At 74.0% G+C, this 15,146-nt stretch carries 14 protein-coding genes and 1 pseudogene; 1 reads left to right on the plus strand and 14 read right to left on the minus strand.

What is annotated here, in order from left to right; all coding sequences use genetic code 11:
• Nucleotides 1–72: 72 nt before the first annotated feature.
• The 5 genes from OG335_RS40275 to OG335_RS40295 all read right to left on the minus strand — a co-directional run bounded on the left by OG335_RS40275 (nt 73) and on the right by OG335_RS40295 (nt 6,320).
• Nucleotides 73–1,212, minus strand: coding sequence for a Rieske 2Fe-2S domain-containing protein (locus OG335_RS40275; protein ID WP_405008939.1), 1,140 nt, complete (start codon nt 1,210–1,212; stop codon nt 73–75).
• 349 nt (nt 1,213–1,561) lie between these two features.
• On the minus strand, nt 1,562–2,632 hold the full coding sequence (locus OG335_RS40280) for a glycoside hydrolase family 43 protein (RefSeq protein WP_405008938.1): 1,071 nt from the start codon (nt 2,630–2,632) through the stop codon (nt 1,562–1,564).
• 450 nt (nt 2,633–3,082) lie between these two features.
• Entirely contained in the window at nt 3,083–3,349 is a 267-nt protein-coding gene (locus OG335_RS40285; protein WP_405008937.1) for a hypothetical protein, read from the minus strand.
• A gap of 436 nt (nt 3,350–3,785) precedes the next feature.
• Nucleotides 3,786–5,078 carry a chitinase gene (locus OG335_RS40290; RefSeq protein WP_405008936.1) on the minus strand — a complete coding sequence of 431 codons (1,293 nt, stop codon included), beginning with the start codon at nt 5,076–5,078 and terminating at the stop codon, nt 3,786–3,788.
• Between the two features lie 363 nt (nt 5,079–5,441).
• The gene (locus OG335_RS40295; protein ID WP_405008935.1) at nt 5,442–6,320 is read right to left on the minus strand and encodes a GyrI-like domain-containing protein; all 879 of its coding nucleotides are present in this window, start codon (nt 6,318–6,320) and stop codon (nt 5,442–5,444) included.
• 196 nt (nt 6,321–6,516) lie between these two features.
• On the opposite strand from OG335_RS40295, the gene OG335_RS40300 reads away from it, so the two are divergent.
• On the plus strand, nt 6,517–7,125 hold the full coding sequence (locus tag OG335_RS40300) for a hypothetical protein (protein ID WP_405008934.1): 609 nt from the start codon (nt 6,517–6,519) through the stop codon (nt 7,123–7,125).
• A 316-nt stretch (nt 7,126–7,441) separates the two neighbouring features.
• On the opposite strand, the gene OG335_RS40305 is transcribed toward OG335_RS40300, so the two are convergent.
• The 9 genes and pseudogenes from OG335_RS40305 to OG335_RS40345 form a co-directional block, all read right to left on the minus strand.
• Nucleotides 7,442–8,488 carry a pectinesterase family protein gene (locus OG335_RS40305; RefSeq protein ID WP_405015275.1) on the minus strand — a complete coding sequence of 349 codons (1,047 nt, stop codon included), beginning with the start codon at nt 8,486–8,488 and terminating at the stop codon, nt 7,442–7,444.
• Nucleotides 8,480–9,817 (minus strand): annotated as a pseudogene (locus OG335_RS40310) (polysaccharide lyase family 1 protein); the annotation flags it as partial. The pseudogene OG335_RS40310 and the gene OG335_RS40305, both read right to left, overlap by 9 nt.
• A 94-nt stretch (nt 9,818–9,911) precedes the next feature.
• Nucleotides 9,912–10,226, minus strand: a complete 315-nt coding sequence (locus OG335_RS40315) for a hypothetical protein (RefSeq protein ID WP_405008933.1) — start codon at nt 10,224–10,226, stop codon at nt 9,912–9,914.
• 85 nt (nt 10,227–10,311) lie between these two features.
• Nucleotides 10,312–11,052 carry a class I SAM-dependent methyltransferase gene (locus OG335_RS40320; protein ID WP_405008932.1) on the minus strand — a complete coding sequence of 247 codons (741 nt, stop codon included), beginning with the start codon at nt 11,050–11,052 and terminating at the stop codon, nt 10,312–10,314.
• A gap of 43 nt (nt 11,053–11,095) precedes the next feature.
• A complete protein-coding gene (locus tag OG335_RS40325; RefSeq protein WP_405008931.1) occupies nt 11,096–12,325 on the minus strand; it encodes a hypothetical protein in 1,230 nt (409 codons plus the stop codon).
• Nucleotides 12,322–12,630 (minus strand): acyl carrier protein, encoded by a 309-nt coding sequence (locus tag OG335_RS40330; RefSeq protein ID WP_405008930.1) that lies wholly within the window; start codon nt 12,628–12,630, stop codon nt 12,322–12,324. Before OG335_RS40330 ends, OG335_RS40325 begins: the two co-directional genes overlap by 4 nt.
• On the minus strand, nt 12,603–13,232 hold the full coding sequence (locus OG335_RS40335; protein ID WP_405008929.1) for a holo-ACP synthase: 630 nt from the start codon (nt 13,230–13,232) through the stop codon (nt 12,603–12,605). The genes OG335_RS40330 and OG335_RS40335 overlap by 28 nt, the downstream gene beginning before the upstream one ends.
• Complete coding sequence (locus OG335_RS40340; RefSeq protein ID WP_405008928.1) at nt 13,211–14,278, minus strand: NAD(P)H-dependent flavin oxidoreductase; 1,068 nt, start codon at nt 14,276–14,278, stop codon at nt 13,211–13,213. Before OG335_RS40340 ends, OG335_RS40335 begins: the two co-directional genes overlap by 22 nt.
• Nucleotides 14,265–15,125, minus strand: a complete 861-nt coding sequence (locus OG335_RS40345) for an aminoacyl--tRNA ligase-related protein (protein WP_405008927.1) — start codon at nt 15,123–15,125, stop codon at nt 14,265–14,267. The genes OG335_RS40340 and OG335_RS40345 overlap by 14 nt, the downstream gene beginning before the upstream one ends.
• Nucleotides 15,126–15,146: the final 21 nt, after the last annotated feature.

Here is a 15,146-nt window from a genome sequence, read left to right on the forward strand (position 1 = left end):
GGACGCACGGTGCGTCCGACGGGCCCCGGGCGCGGAGGCGCCGGATCGCGCGGGCGGCCCCGGCCCGCGGGGCTACGCCTCGGCGCGGACGGCTTCGGGGCCGAGAGGCACCCCGTTGGAGCGCAGGACGTCGCGAACGTCGAGGATCAGCGGGAACACCTCGTGGTTGCGGTCCTCGCCCTGCTCGTCCCAGGCCCGCTGCTCGGCCTCGACCGCCGTCCGGTCCTGGGCGAAGACCCGCTCGGTGAAGCGCCGGATCAGCGGCCACGCCAGGTGGATCACGCCGGGCACCGGCGGCTTCGCGATCATCAGCAGGCCGTAGGCGTGGCAGGTGCGCTGCTCCGCGTCCTCCGGCACGTAAGCCGCCCAGAGGGAGAACGCCGGGAGGTCGGCACCCTCGGGAACGTCCTGGAGGGTCTGGTACGGGTACTCGGTGCGGATGGTGACGACGTCGGGCCTCTCCCGTCCGCCGATCCCCTCGGCGGACAGGAGGCCGGCTCCGCGGTCCTTCCTGCCGCCGGCGGGGACGAAGAGGTAACGGGCCTCGACGGACCGCGGACCGCTCTCGTAGCCGAGGAGTTCGGGCTGGATCCTGCCCAGCACGCCCCGGTGCAGGAACTGGTGGTTCATGTCGAGCAGGTTCTCGTGCATGAACGAGTAGTGGCACCGCACGGTGCGGGAGAAGGTCATCGTCCGGTGCGAGGCCGCGTCGTACTGCGGCAGCACGGGGAACGGCGCCGTCTCGGCCTTCGCCGGGTCGCCGGGGAAGACGAACACCAGGCCGTATGCCTCACGGACCGGGTACGACCGCACGCCGCGCGGCGGCCGCTCGCACCCCTTGGGCAGGTACGGGATCTGCGAGATGTGGCCGTTCCCGCGGTAGGCCCAGGCGTGGTAGCAGCAGCGCAGCACGTCGCCCTCCACGACGCCCATGCTCAGCGGCACCTGGCGGTGGGCGCAGCGGTCCTCCAGGGCGTAGACCCGGCCGCTCCGGCCGCGGTAGAGCGCGATCCGCTCACCGGCGAAGACGGCGGCGAAGGTGCGCCCCTTGGCGACCTTCCGGGCGACGGCCACGGGATACCAGAAGTCCGGGTCGATCCCGATGCGTCGCAGGTCGGTGACGGCGTCGCCGCGGTCGTTCACCCGCCGCGGCGGGAGCCCCGGCGTTCCGCCGACGGGGTGCCGGTCCGTTCCGGGTCGGGCGTCGGTCATCTCCTGCTCCCTTGCGCTCGGGCCGGGAGGACGCAGCCGCACCGGTCGCCGGGTGTCCGGGATGCGCGTGCGCGGCGCGGCCGGGAGGCCCGCCGCCGGGCCGCGCGGGCGGCCGTCGATCGGCGGGCGCTCCCCGCGGCATCGCGTCGATCCGGCATCCCGGGGGCCGGGGGCGATCCGCCGGCCGCGTGGGACTTCCACCTCCCCACGGTGACCGCGGGCCGCAGGAACGGCAACCGCGGCAGTCCGCGGCCCGCGCCGGGGTGTCCGGCCGGGCCGGCCCCGGCACCGCACCCACCCGGGGACGGCCGCGCACAGCCGCGGTCGGGCCCGGACGGACCACTGCCGCCTACTCGAAGAACTTCAGGCTCCAGCCGGTGTCCGTGGTCGGACCGGGGACGTTGGCGCGGCTGTAGGTGGTGTTGCCCCACCAGGCGAAGGTGCCGGTGTACCAGTACCGGTTCGCCCACGCGTAGGGCGTGCCCTTCGGGACGGCGTGGAACATCAGCGGGAACGCCGGGCCGGCGGGCGGGCTCGTGCCGATGTCGCCGTTCAGCAGCACGAAGCTGTGGTGGCCGGGACCGTCGACGTGCAGCGTCGGATCCCAACCGGCCATCATCGTCGAGCGGTTGGAGCCGAAGAGGCAGCCGTTGGACTTGTACCAGTCCCACACGTACGTCGGGTCGCCGCCCGCCCGGAGCCTCAGGTCGGCCAGGCAGTACTGGTCGCTCCAACTTCCGTTCGCGGAGTAGGTGATGTGCAGTTGCCCGTTCGGGTCCCTGATGGGCTCGGGCCCTTCGTTGATGAACGGGTTGCCGACCACGCGCTCCCAGCCCTCCCGTGGCTGCGAGATGACGTACCGCGCGCCGGTCGGCGCGGTCGGGCCGTTCATCCGCGCGATGTAGAGGTTCTGCTCGACGTCGGTGGTGCCGGCCCAGCCCGACCACACGAACCAGCGCTGCCCGTTGAAGGTGAACATGCTCCCGTCGATGGCCCACCGGTCGTCCGGCAGCGCCAGCTTCGTCTCGGCGGTGTAGCCACTGTCGGGGGCGGCGGAGCTGATGACGTACATCCGGTGGGCCGCGCCGCGTCCGGCCGTGAAGTAGATGTAGTAGCGACCGCCGTCCGTCACGATCTCCGGGGCCCAGACCTCACCGCGGCCGGCGGTGTCCGACCACACCTGCCGGGCGGGCGCCGAGGCCAGTCCGGCGGTCGACGAGGCCTGCCGCACGGCGATCCCGCCGTTGGCCGACTGCACCGACACGTACGTGCCGCCGACCCGGAGCACGCTCGGGTCCGCGGCCCGCAGGCCGGTCTGGCCCGCCCCGGCGGGCTCGGCGAACGACACGGACAGCACGGCGGCGAGCACGCCCGAGAGCACGGCGGCGGCGACACCGGAGAGACGGCGGGAGAGCTTCATGGTCCCCGATCCTTCGTCGGTCCTCGGCATCGGCTCCGCGCCGCCGTGCCGCCGGCCGACCGCGCCGCCGGGGAACCCGGGCACGGGGACGACGTCTGCTCAGGACCGCATCGCAGAGGGCGGGGAGGCGCCCCGGCCCGACGTCGGCCTGCCGCTTCCGGCCGGCTTTTACATCGATGGAAGAGCGCTCTCGCAGCATCCCGATCAGCGCTGGGCATGTCAATACTTTCGGCGGCCGCGCCCCCGGCATCCGTGCCGCGGCACACACGCCGGCGCCCCCAGCGGCACCCACCCGAGACGATGCGGGACCGCCGTGGACCACCGAGTCGGGGGCCGGGGCCCGGGCCGCCCATCGGTGACCGCATCCGTCAGGACAATCGACGACCCCTGCCACGTCACCGCCCTCACGGTGCTCCCGCGGTCGATCCGGGGCAGCGGCGGCGCGCCGCCCTAACCCCTGCCGCCTGCTCCTATGGCGGACGACAGGTCTTCGGCGGACCCCACCGGGCAGAGCCTGCCGTTGCGGAGGGCGGCGAATATCGACACCTGGTCCGACCACTCGATGACCAGGCGGTCGTTGCCGCGTACGTAGCAGTTGCGGCCCCACACACTGCCGCGCCCCGCGAGCTCCGGGAAGCCGGCCGTCCCGGGGGACAGCACACGCGACCAGCCGGCTCGCTCGATCTCAAGATCCCAGAAGCCCGGGCCAGCAATCATGAGTACCTCCTTCCGGATGCACGATACCTGCACATCCCGGGCCGATTCCGGACACGTCCGGCTGCCGGCCCTCCGCCCCGGAACGCCGGGCCCGTGACGGCGGCCCCGGCCGGCCCTCCGGTGCACCGCCGCCCGCGCTCCGGGTCGTCCGGGCCCCAGCCCGCCCGCGGTGACCTGCCCGCCCGCGGCAGGTCCCGTCGAGGTCCGGTGGGCGGTGCGCATCCCCCGGTGGGACGGGCAGGGGCACACCGGTGTCCGCCCATGACCTCGGCCGCGGGCCGCCGGCGATCCCGGCCGTTCGGGGACCGCTCCCGCACCGCGGTCGTCCTCGACGCCGTCGTGCGCCCCCTCGCCCCGGCGCGGGGAGGCGCCGTCATGACGACGTGGACCGGCCCCCGGGGTTGCCGGGGGCCGGTCCACGCTCAGGGTGTCGGGGTCAGCAGGGGCCGTCGTCGGCCCAGACGCCCCACTGGCCGCTGGCCGTCGGAACCTCGTTCAGGGTCCACCACTTGGCGTGGTAGTTGTGGCCCTGGTACGAGACCTTGTTGCCGTTGGTGTAGGTCGTGGTGGCGCTCCACGCGGGCTGGGTGCAGGTGCCGGAGGTCGGGCTGGGGCTCGGGCTGCCCGGCGGGGGGCTGGTCGGCGGCGTCGTGGGCGGCGTGGTGGGCGGCGTCGCCCCGGCGAAGCGGACGGTGAACTTCGTGAAGTCCCAGTCGTTCTGGGCCACGCTGGAGCACGAGCCGGAGAGCCCGGGGTCGACCGTGCCGGCGCACTGGCGGTCGCGGTTGACGGACCAGTAGGTGTAGCGCGCCAGCTTGTGCGCGGTGGCGAAGTCGAGGACGGTCTGGAAGTCGGCCTGCCGGAAGTACTCGGCGGCGTCCGTCCGTCCGTTCATCAGGGAGACGCCCTCGTGGGCGTACGCGGTGGCCTCGTTCCAGCCGAAGGTGGTCTGCAGGATCTGGTTGAACTTCACCAGCGCGTCGGTCTGCGCGGCGGCGCCGTTGAACCCGCCGTCGAACGGCATGATCGAGTAGTTGTTCGGGGTGAAACCCTGGGACTTGGCCTCGTTCAGCATCTGGGTGCCGAACCAGCCGGTGCCCGCGTTGGTGCCGGCCGTGGTGATCGAGATGTACAGACCGGGGTTGTCGCGCTGAAGGATCTTCGCGGCGCCGATCTCGTTGTGGATGGCCGCCGTGTTCTCGTACTCGGGCTCCTCCAGGTCGAAGTCGATCGCCTTGAGCGCGTACTTGGTGATCACCTTCTGGTAGCCGGCCGCGGTCGCCTCCGGGCTGCCGCAGCTCTGGCCGAGCTTGTTGCCGCCGTAGCCGCCGATGGAGACCGAGACGTCGCCGCCCTTGCTGCGGATCTTCTGGATCACGGCGGGCATGACCGTGTCGGTGTCGATCGAGGAGGTGCCGCCCCAGGCCGGCTTACAGCCGCCCGAGTCCAGGATGAACGCCAGCTGGAAGGCCTTCTGGCCGGTCGCGTCCATCACCGCGGCCGCGTCCGGCGGACTGTTGTCCTCGGGCATCAGGTACGGGGCCGAGGCGTACCAGTTGCTGCCCAGGGCGTCGGTGGCGGCGACTGCGGCGAGCGCGTCGTTGCCGGCGGTCAGGGCGGCGACGCCGCCGGCCAGCAGGCCGAGGGCGGCGGTGACGCCGACGGCCACGGCACCGCGGCGCCGGCGGTGCCGACCGGGTGCGGAGGTGCGGAGCGGGGTGCGTTCCATGGGGGAACCTCTCCGGGCATGGGTGTACGGGGCCGCCCGAAAGCGGGAGCCGGGGACGGATGACGACGAACGCAGGAGCGCGGTGCGGGACTTCGGCCCGGACGCGGACCGGCCTGCTCCATAAAATGGACTGGACCACCTACGGGGGTCAAGGGCCCGGCGAAGGCTTGGGGTTCTCTTAAGGTCCGGAACGGAATCCCGGCACGATCAGCAACTCACCTGCACGTTCCGCACGGCGGCTCGCACCCCGCCCTCCGCCACTCCGCCCGTGCCGCCAGCGCCCCCGCACCCCCGCGCCGCCCGCACCCCGCTCCTCCGCTCCTCCGCTCCTCCGCTCCTCCGCTCCTCCGCCGCGGGCGTCCGTCAGACCGGTGCCCGGTCCACGGGGATCCACAGCTGCGCGTCCGCCTCCGACCAGTCCTCGGTGGGCCGGGTCCGCAGGATCTCGGGCCCGGGCCGGGTGACGTACGGGTTGGACGGGAACCACTCGGTGAAGACGTCGCGCCACAGGTACTGCAGCGCGGCCGGGAAGGGGCCGTGGTTCTCGAAGACGGCCCAGGTGCCGGCCGGGACGCTGAGCACGTCGAGGCCCTCCAGGTCGTCGTCCGTCGCGGCGCCGGACGTCACCGCCGCGTGGTAGTAGTCGAGTTCGGCTCCCTCCTCGCGGCTGCCGGTGAGATGGACGACCGCCGAGACGATCCCGTCCGGGTCCTGGTCGGAGAGCGCGGCGATCCGCCCGAGGGTCTCCGGCTCGATGCTTCTGATGAGGACGGCGATGTGCGGGTTCGCCCCCTCGTGCACGAGCGGCACCCGGGCCGTCCGGCCGACGACCCTGAACTCCGCCTTCTCCACGATCCGGTACTGCATGGTGGTGCTCCCTTCGACGACGAGGCGGAAGGACATCCGGGGCTGGGACCGCAGGGCGGCGCCGGTGCGGCGCGCCTCGCCCGGGCCGATGCCGTGCACTCCGCGGAACGCACGGCCGAACGCCTCCGCCGACGTGTAGCCGTAGCGCAGCGCGATCTCCAGCAGCGTCCGTTCCCCGGCGAGTACCTCGGCCCCGGCGACGGTCATGCGGCGCCGTCGGACGTACTCCGACAGCGGCAGCCCGGCCAGGGCGGAGAACATCCGCCGCAGGTGGTACTCCGAGGTCAGCGCGGTGCGGGCCAGGTCGGCGACGTCGATCGTCCCGTCGAGGTGCTCCTCGATCGACGCCATCGCCTGGTTGAGTCGGTCCAGCAAGCCCGGTCTCCTTCCTTCTGTTCGTCCACCGTAGGGAGGGTCCACCCTGCCCGACCCGACCAACCGTGCCCGCTTCGGTCGGGTACCCGCCGCGGCGCGCCCTGCCGGGCCGGACGTCGGGTCGGACACCGGGCCGTGTCGAGCCGTACCTCGGGCCGCGCCTCGCGCTGTCGGTGGCCGCCTCTAGGGTCGTTGCATGAGTTCCTCCCTGAGTGTCTATCTGCTGGACACGGCCGCCACCCGCGCCCTGGTCGGATCCGGCGACGAGCAGCTGCTCGAAGCGGTCCGCACGGGCTTCGGCCGCGACCTGGCCCGCGACGACAGCTACTTCGGCCACGAGATCGGTGAGGGCGCCCCCACCGCCTACGAGGCACTCCGCGCCGTCGTCCACGGCGGCCCCTTCTCCGACCGCGAGGACCACGCCTTCCAGTACGGCTACGCCTACAAGCGGCTGTGCGCGCTCACCGGCGCGTTCCTGGACAACTCCTCGTTCACCCCGCACCGGGGCGACTGGCTGTCGGTGGTCGACCAGGGGCTGAAGGCCCTGCACATCACCGCCGTCTCCGTCGAGGACTTCAGCCTCGGCTGCGCGCCGTCCCCCCTGCCCTACACGTTCACACCGGGCTGCGGCGAGTGGACCCCCACCATGATCGAAAAGGCCCTGGAGCAGTTCGAGGCCACCAAGCGGGCGGACCACGCCCCGCCGCTGGAGCCCGCCGTCGCCGACGCGGTCATGCAGTGCCTCGACTGGATGCGGGCCGCACAGGAGCACCCCGGCCTCGGCATCATCGGCTTCCGTTCCTGAGCCGCCCCTCGACGTCGCCCGCCTCCATGGACGCAGAAGGCGAGCGACGTCGAGGGACGGTCCGTGCGGCCGGAGCGGCCGGGGAGAGGCGGTTGACACAGGTCGGGGCGCCCGGCTGGAAGCCGTTCTTCGCGACCCGGCTGCCGCCCGTCAAACGTCCCTGGTACCGGTTCTTCCGACGGACGCCACGCGGCGGGAGCGCTTCAGCGTCAGCGGCAGACCAGGCCGGACGGCGGAGGGGCGCGCGGGGACCGGCGCCGGACCCTGCGCCCCGTGGTCGGGGTCGGGGTCGGGGTCGGGGTCGGGGTCGGGGTCGTCAGCCCACCGGGTTCCAGCCGTCGGTGCCGGCGAGGTAGCGGCGGGCGGTGTACACGGCGGCCTGGTCGGCGGTGAGCTGCGGCCGGTCGGCGTTCACGGTAGCGCCGGCGCCGGTGTTGGCGTACTCGGCGAAGCGGGCGGACTTCCAGGAGAAGCCGCTCATGTCCGTCCAGGGGCCCGCCGTCTTCACGGCGGCGGGCAGCGCGGTGTTGCGGATGACGAGCTGGCCGACGGCGTTCGCGGACGGGTGCCACGGGCGGCCGAGGTAGAAGGTGTTCGCCTTGGCCGGGCTGTTGATCGTGCTGTCCGTGACGAGGATCCCGTACGGCTTCGAGGCGTCGGTGTTGGGCGCGGACAGGTATCCGTTGTTGCCGCCTGCGGCGGCACCGCGGTCGCGGAGGGTGATGTTCACGCGGTCGTAGACGGCGGTGGCGTTGCCGAAGACGAAGTCCACGTCGCCGGCGACGAAGGAGTTGCGGAAGTACTGCCGGTACTGGCCGGTGGCGGACGGCGCCCAGTTCAGGACGGTGTCCTGGTGGCCGATGAAGCGGGAGTTGACGTACTGCTGGCGGTCGCCGCGGGCGGCGAGGGCCACCGCCTGGGTGGCGGTGATCTCGGGGTGGGCGGAACGCTCGAAGGTGTTCTGGACGGTGACCCCGGTCAGCAGGGTGTCGTTCGCGGTGACGGTGACGGTGGCGCTGCCCTCGGTGCCGAACGTCGACCCGTCGGCCTTCTTCGTGCCGGCCGCGTTGTCGTACGTGACGACGACGTCCTCGGCGTTGCCGGTGGCGCCCTTCAGGGTCAAACCCTTCTTCGCCGTCGGCACGTTCACCACCTCGCGGTAGGTGCCCTTGGCGATGAGCACGGTGTCACCGGACACGGCCGCGTCCACCGCCGACTGCACCGTGCGGTACGCGGCCGAGCCGTCCGCGGCGACGGCGAGCGTACGGCCCGCGGCCACGGCAACCGAGGGGGACGCGGCGACGGTGGCCCTGGCGCTCGCCGACGGGGTGGCGGTGCCGATCGCGCCGGTGTCGGTGAGCACCCCGGCACCGGCCTTGGCCCTGAGGGCGGCGGGCAGTCCGGCGGCGGAGCGCTCCAGGCCGGCGGTCAGCGTCGGCGTCCAGCCGACGGAGGTCTTGATCTTCTTGGAGTTGACGGCGTTGTAGGCGGCGACCAGGTCGGTGGCGGTGCCGTTCACGAGGTTGCCGCTGCCTGCGACCGCGCCCGTGCCGTCGCCGCTCAGCAGCTGCGAGGCCTTCCGGCCGGAGGCGAGCTTCCAGTAGTTGTGCTCGGCCACGATCTGGGCGCCGGCCCGGGAGTTGATGCTGTAGGAGTGCTGGTAGCCGTCGAGCGGCGTGGTGTCGTAGTAGTTGTCGTACAGGTGGATCTGGCCGACCCGGGCCAGCGGCGCGCGCTGGACGATGCCCCGGAACACGTTGTGGTGCAGGGTGACCCGCAGCTTGGTGTCCTTGTCGCTACTGCCGATCAGCATCGTCTTGTCGTGGTCGGTGAACGTGTTGTACTCGACGGTGACGAGGTCGGAGGCGTTGGTGATGTCGAGCGCGCCGTCGTGCACCTGGTACTCGCGGCCGAAGTACGACGGGTTGGCGGCATCGTGGTGCGGGGCGTCGGAGAACGTGTTGTGGTCGGCCCAGACGTGGGTGGAGCCGCGGAGGCTGACGGCGTCGTAGGCGGAGTTCCAGTTGCCGGTGGAGCCGTCGGTCGGGTCCCACTGCGGGAAGCAGTCGCGGACGTCGGTGAACGCCAGGTTGCGGATGATCACGTTGTCCGCGTTCTTCACGGTCAGGTTGCCGCCGGTGATCCCCGCGCCCGTGCCCGGCACGCCGACGATCGTGGTCCGCGACGGCACGTTCAGCACCACCCGGGCCGCCTGCTTCGCCTGGGCGGCACTGCGCGCGCTCTCCTGGCCGCCCGAGGGCACCGTGGACCGGCCCCACACGGCGGGGTCGTACGCCTTGAGGTAAGCGGTCAGCGAGTAGCCGGTGCCCGCCGCGTAGTCGGCGCAGGTCAGCGGCTTGCCCGCGTCGTCGGTGTTGGCGTCGACGACGCCCTTCACCCGGATGATCCGCGGCGCGTCGGCCGGGCCGGCCTTCAACGCCTTCACGAGTTCCGCGCGGGTGGAGACGGTGAAGACGTGCGCGGCGTCGGCGTCGCGGCCGCCGGTGGTGCCGGAGCCGCTCGCGGCCCAGCCGTCCTTCGCCGGCAGCACGGCGTGGGCGAGGTCGGTGGCGGCGGCGTCTGCGTTCATGACCAGCGGCACGGCGCCGAGGCCGGCCGCGGCCACGGCGGCGGCGCCGATCAGGGCGAGACGTCGGCGACCGGTGGGGCGGCGGTGCGGGGAAGCGGGCATGCCGGGTGCTCCTTGGGGTGAGGTGTACTGTTCACCCCTCGGTCGCCGCCGGGGACGGGAAGGTTGCCGCCGGTCCGGAGAAGGGTCGCGGACCTCACGGGCCGACAACTCCGTAGCTCCGGAGCCCTGGTCCGGCTAACCTCTCCTCATGCCGCCGGACCACCCCCTCCTCCGTGAGACGTACCCCGGCCTTGTCGCGGAGCTGACCACCCTCCTGGAGCGGGAGGGCGAACGCGAACTGGCCGTCTGTGCGTGGGACCTCCGCCTGGTCGATGCGTGCGGCTGCGGCGACGACTTCTGCCAGAGCATCCGCACCGCCGAGCACCGGCCGGGCCACCCCTACGGGGAGGGCCACCGGTGCGTCGCGCTGCTGCCCGAACACGGCATGCTGAACCTCGACGTCGTGCACGGGCGGATCATGTACGTCGAGATCCTCGACCACCCTCCGCTGCAACGCCGGGACGGCGCACCGGCGGCCTCCGCCCGCGGCCGCCTCAGGCCAGGACCAGCAGGTCCATCCAGCTGGTCGCCGGCTCGGCGGGGTCCGCCGCGGCGGCGGCGCGCAACCGCTCCATGCCCGCCTCGAACTGCGCATCGTCGAGCGCCTTGAGCTTGGAGTCGGCGCCGCGGCGGATCCGCCGGGCGAACTCGGCGAGCGTGGGGGCGTTCTGCTGCGGCAGTGCGTCCAGCGACACGCGGGCGAAGCCGGCCTCGGCGAACGCCGCGCAGAGCCGGTCGACGGTCGGGTAGTCGTCGATCCCGTCGGCGGTCTCCGGGAAGAAGCGCACCCGCAGGTCGCGGCCGTACCGGCCCGGGAAGGCGTTGCGGACGAGCACCGGCGCGCCGGGCCGCAGGGCGCGCCGGAGTTCGCGGGCGGTCGCCCCCAGGTCCGACAGGTGGTGCACCACCGAACCGAGCCAGGCCGCGTCGGCGCAGCCGTCCGGCACCGGCAGGGCCTCGCCGCGCCCGTCGAACACCTCGACGCCCCCGCCGACCGGGATGAGGGCGCGCATCGCCTCGGCGGGTTCGACGGCCAGCACCCGCACGCCGTACCAGTCGCGGAACGCGGTGGCGAAGGCGCCGGTGCCGGCCCCGACGTCGAGCACCGTCATGCCGGGCTTGAGCCGGGCGGCCTCGCCGATCGCGGTGCGCCAGGCCGTCAGGCCGTCGCGCGGGATCTCGCGTGCGAGGCGGTACTCCTCGGCGGCGCGGGTGTCGTGCGGAACTGCTGCCATGTGTCATCCTCCGTGGTGTCGAGGGCCGTTCGGGTCCGGTCCGTCACGTGAGCGCCGCCAGGACCTCGGCGACGCACCGGTCGGCGCCGGTCGCGCCACCGGCGGTGTCCCGGCCGTCGGCAGTCTCCCGGCCGTCGGCGGTGTCCTCGCCGAGCACGGCGTAGAACAGCCAGCCGCGCGGCGGGACGAGCGTCGACGCGGCGAGCGGCAGGATGCCCGGGCGGCCGCCGACGGCGAGTCGGCCGCGTTCCGCCAGCGCCTGGACGAACCGTTCGAAGAACCGCTCGTCGCCGACCTTGACGAAGGCCATGCGCAGCGGCGCGCCGAGGTGCAGGGCGATCAGGCCCGGGGAGAGCCGCGCGTTGACCTCCAGCACGGGCACCAGGGTGCCGTCGGCCGTGGTCATCGAGTCGACGGTCAGCGGGCCGTGGTAGCCCTCGGCGGCGGCCGCCGCGGCGACCTTCTCCACGGTCTCGCGGTAGCCCGCGCGGTCCAGGCGGTGCATCAGCTCGGCGGTGACCGGCCCGGAGCCGCGGAAGGAGTGCCCCTCGTTGACGAGCCGGCGCACCCCCAGCCACCGTGTGCCGCCGTCCGGGGCGACGACCAGGTGCGCGGCGAAGTCGTCGCCGCGCTCGTACAGCGGCTGCACGACGAGTTCCAGGCCGTCCTGCGGGAGGCGTTCGAGGCCGCGCCGCACGAGGGCGAGCCGGGCCGGCGAGTCGACCACCCTGTTGCCCTGCCCGGCGACGCCGTACGGGTCCTTGAGGACGCAGGGCACGGTGGCCGCCTCGTCGAGTTCGGCCAGGGTGGTGACGACGCGTCCGGAGCCGGGCAGGCCGAGCAGGGTCGACCAGGTCTTGGAGTTGACCCGCCGCACGGCGTCCGGGTCCGGCAGGGTGCCGGCGAGGCCGAGCCGCCGGGCGGCCTCGTGCGTGCCGGGCACCACGGCGTACGGCTGCGCGGCAGCGCCCTCCAGGCCAGGCAGGCCGTGCTCGGCGAGCCGCTGTTCGACGGGCAGGTCCGCCGGGCCGGGGGCGGTGACGTGGCGCGCGCCGAACCCGGCCTCCCGCATGACCTCGGCGAAGGCGGCGGGCGCGCGGTGGCGGGTCACCAGCACGTCGTCGGGTCCGCACAGCACGGCGAGGAGTTCGTCCATGCCGCCGAGCAGCAGCTCGGCGTGGGGGTCGCGCAGGGCGGGCAGCGCCGCCTGCCCGGTCGGCCGCCAGAGGCGCTCGGCGTCGCAGCTGCCGAACCGGACGGCGGCGGCGCTCACCGGCCCGCCGGCTGCGGCACGTCGGCGGCACCGGCACCGGCACCGGCTGTGACGCCGGATGCGGATGCGGCTGCCGCTGCGGTGCCGGCCAGGAACCGCTCCTGGATGCGGGTGAGGGTGCGGAAGTCGTCGATGCTGACCTCCTGCAGGTCGATGACCTCGCCGGACAGGCTCTCCAGGAGGTAGATGAACTCCAGGAAGTCCAGCGAGTCGATCAGCCGGCCCTCGATGAGGTCCTCGTCGCGGGTGATCTCGCGGTCGAGTTCGGGGTTCTTGCTCAGGATCCACTCGGCGATCTGCTGCATGACGGCTCCTCCGGTGCGGGTCGTGGGTCGGGGTCGGGCAGGGGGTCGGTGTCGGGGTCGGGCAGGGGTGCGAGGGGATCGGGGGCCGGGACCGGGCGGCTGCCGACGGCGACGGCCAGCGCCCACTCCCCCTCGTGGGTGATGCTCAGCGACCAGTGGTCGATGCCGCTGCTGCGGAGCTCGGCCAGCGCTCCGGCCGCGGGGCGGGCCAGCGGTGCGCCGCCCGGGGCACGCAGCACCTCGATGTCCCTGGTGAGCACGAGGCGACTGCGCGGCGCCAGCAGCTTGATGAACGCCTCCTTCGCGGCGATCCGTCCGGCCAGGGTGGCGGCCCGGCCTCCGCGGACCACGGCGAGCTCGGCCTGCTCGCGCTCGGTGAAGTGGTCGGCCAGCCAGCGCGCGCCGTGGCGCTCGGCGAGCGCGCGGACCCGCGGGATGTGCACCAGGTCGACGCCGACCCTGGGCGCGACGGCCCTCGCACCCCGGCCGACCGCGCCCGGGGTGACCGCGCCCGGGCCGACCAGGCGGTCCAGCATCGCGTGCAGCGTCCGGTCGGCGGGCACGGTGTCCCAGGACGCCGTCACCGGGCGGGGGACGCGCACGCGGCCAGCGCCTGCCGGTACTCGGCGCGGAAGCGGGCGACCACCACGGCGGCGGGCTCGATCGCGGTCACCCGCCCGCAGCCCAGGCCCGCGTACCGGGCCATCTCGTCGACCCGGCCGTCGGCCTCGACGGTCGGCGCGGCGGCCGACCCCCGGGGCACCGGACGGCGGGCGCCCATCACGGTCGTCCAGGCGACGAACGTGGCGGGCGGCGGCTCGGCCGCCTCCGTGACGGGGCTGCGCAGCACCCGGTGCGACCGTCCGGGCCAGCCGATGGAGAAGCGTTCGGTGACCACGGTGTCGCCGGGGCCGGCCCCGACCAGTGCCCGCTTGTAGGCGTCGTGCGCCGCGGACTCGGCGGTGGCGACGAACGCCGTGCCGCACAGCGCGCCGTTCGCCCCGGCGCGCAGCGCCTCGACCAGGTCGGCGCCGGTGGCGACGGCGCCGGCGACGAACACCGGGGGTGCCAGGTCGTAGGCGGCGAGCAGGTCGGCGGTGGAGCCGCCGCCCAGGTGGTGGCCGCCCGCCTCGACGCCCTGCAGCACGATCGCGTGGGCGCCGAGGTCGGCGGCGGCCGCGGCGTCGGCGGCGGTGCCGACCTGCACGAGCAGCCGGTGGCCGGCCGCCAGGACCTCGCGGACGTGCTGCTCGGGCGGCAGGCCGTAGCTGTTGAGCAGCAGCGGCCGGTCGGCGGTCTCCATCAGGGCCCGCACCTGCTCGGCGAGCACCCGGCCGGCGACCTCGGGGATGACGTTGACCCCGAAGCCACGGCCGGTGCGGCGGGCGGTGTCGGCGATCAGGGCGGCGCTCTGCGGGCCGTCGCTGCGGTACAGCGCGACGGTGCCGAGGGCGCCGGCGTCGCTGACGGCCGCGGCGAGGGCCGGGGAGGCGATCCCGCCCATGCCGGCCTGGACGAGCGGCAGGTCGGTGCCGAGGGCCCGGCAGCCCCGGGCGGCGGCCTCGGCCGGAGCGGGAACGGCGGCAAGAACCGGAGCCGGGGTCTGGATCTGGGTCTGGGTCGGGTCAGCCGGGTCAGCCGCGGACATCGAGGACCCGCTCCAGGGCGCGCTCCGGCGTGCCGTGCGCGAGCACCATGGCGTGCACCCAGCGCTCCACGCCGAAGGCGGTGCAACTGCTGTGCGCGACCGACCCGTCGGAGGTGATGCCGAGCCGCTCGCCGAAGAAGTTGCGGTGCCGGTTGACGGAGGCGATGGCGGTGCCGTCGGTGGCGACGAACTCGTACTTGACCGGGTCGAGCGCCATCAGCTTGGCGCGCGAGCCCGTCCGGTCGTAGAAGGGGTCGTTGGCGGGCTGGTAGGTCAGCGGGACGCCGAGCCGCTCGGCGAGGTCGTCGATGAACGTCCGGGAGGCGGCGAGGTGGTCGCGGGCGCCGTCGGCGGTGCCGAGGTACAGCACCTCGCGCATGTGGAAGCCCCACAGGCGGCGCAGGCCGTCGTAGTGGTCCTCGTTGCGGAAGCACCGGCCGATCGCGGTGAGCCGCAGGTCGTCGCCGACCTCCTGCCCGGCGAGGGAGAGCAGCAGGCCGTAGCAGGTGGCGGAGGGCAGCAGGTAGCCGGTCGGCTGCACGGGCTGGTCGGCGACGGCGCGGCCGGCCGCGAGCGCGTCGACGGCGTCCTCGGGGAAGCGGGCGGCGGCGACGCCCAGGTGCGGGAAGTTGCGGAAGTAGTCGAGCGAGGCGAGGCCGTCGGCGGGGAGCAGCGGCGGGCCGACGACGCCGGGGGCGCCGAGCAGGTCGGCGAGGCCGGTGAAGAGGCCGTCGAGCTCGTGCAGCAGCGCGGCGCGGGCGGGTTCGAGCACGACCAGGCCGGGTCCGGGGTTCCGGAGGGTGACGGAGCCGTCGAGGAGTGCGGGGGCGGCGGTGCGCGGTGCCATGGGGTGACCTTCGTCCGGTGG

The organism is Kitasatospora sp. NBC_01539 (assembly GCF_045040525.1).
GTDB lineage: Bacteria > Actinomycetota > Actinomycetes > Streptomycetales > Streptomycetaceae > Kitasatospora.

What these genes read in the sequence shown, in the direction of transcription:
- OG335_RS40275 (WP_405008939.1), bottom strand. Translation starts at nt 1,212, where the DNA reads ATGACCGACGCCCGACCCGGAACGGACCGGCACCCCGTCGGCGGAACG.
- OG335_RS40280 (WP_405008938.1), bottom strand. Translation starts at nt 2,632, where the DNA reads ATGAAGCTCTCCCGCCGTCTCTCCGGTGTCGCCGCCGCCGTGCTCTCG.
- OG335_RS40285 (WP_405008937.1), bottom strand. Translation starts at nt 3,349, where the DNA reads ATGATTGCTGGCCCGGGCTTCTGGGATCTTGAGATCGAGCGAGCCGGC.
- OG335_RS40290 (WP_405008936.1), bottom strand. Translation starts at nt 5,078, where the DNA reads ATGGAACGCACCCCGCTCCGCACCTCCGCACCCGGTCGGCACCGCCGG.
- OG335_RS40300 (WP_405008934.1), top strand. Translation starts at nt 6,517, where the DNA reads ATGAGTTCCTCCCTGAGTGTCTATCTGCTGGACACGGCCGCCACCCGC.
- OG335_RS40320 (WP_405008932.1), bottom strand. Translation starts at nt 11,052, where the DNA reads ATGGCAGCAGTTCCGCACGACACCCGCGCCGCCGAGGAGTACCGCCTC.
- OG335_RS40330 (WP_405008930.1), bottom strand. Translation starts at nt 12,630, where the DNA reads ATGCAGCAGATCGCCGAGTGGATCCTGAGCAAGAACCCCGAACTCGAC.
- OG335_RS40340 (WP_405008928.1), bottom strand. Translation starts at nt 14,278, where the DNA reads ATGTCCGCGGCTGACCCGGCTGACCCGACCCAGACCCAGATCCAGACC.
- OG335_RS40345 (WP_405008927.1), bottom strand. Translation starts at nt 15,125, where the DNA reads ATGGCACCGCGCACCGCCGCCCCCGCACTCCTCGACGGCTCCGTCACC.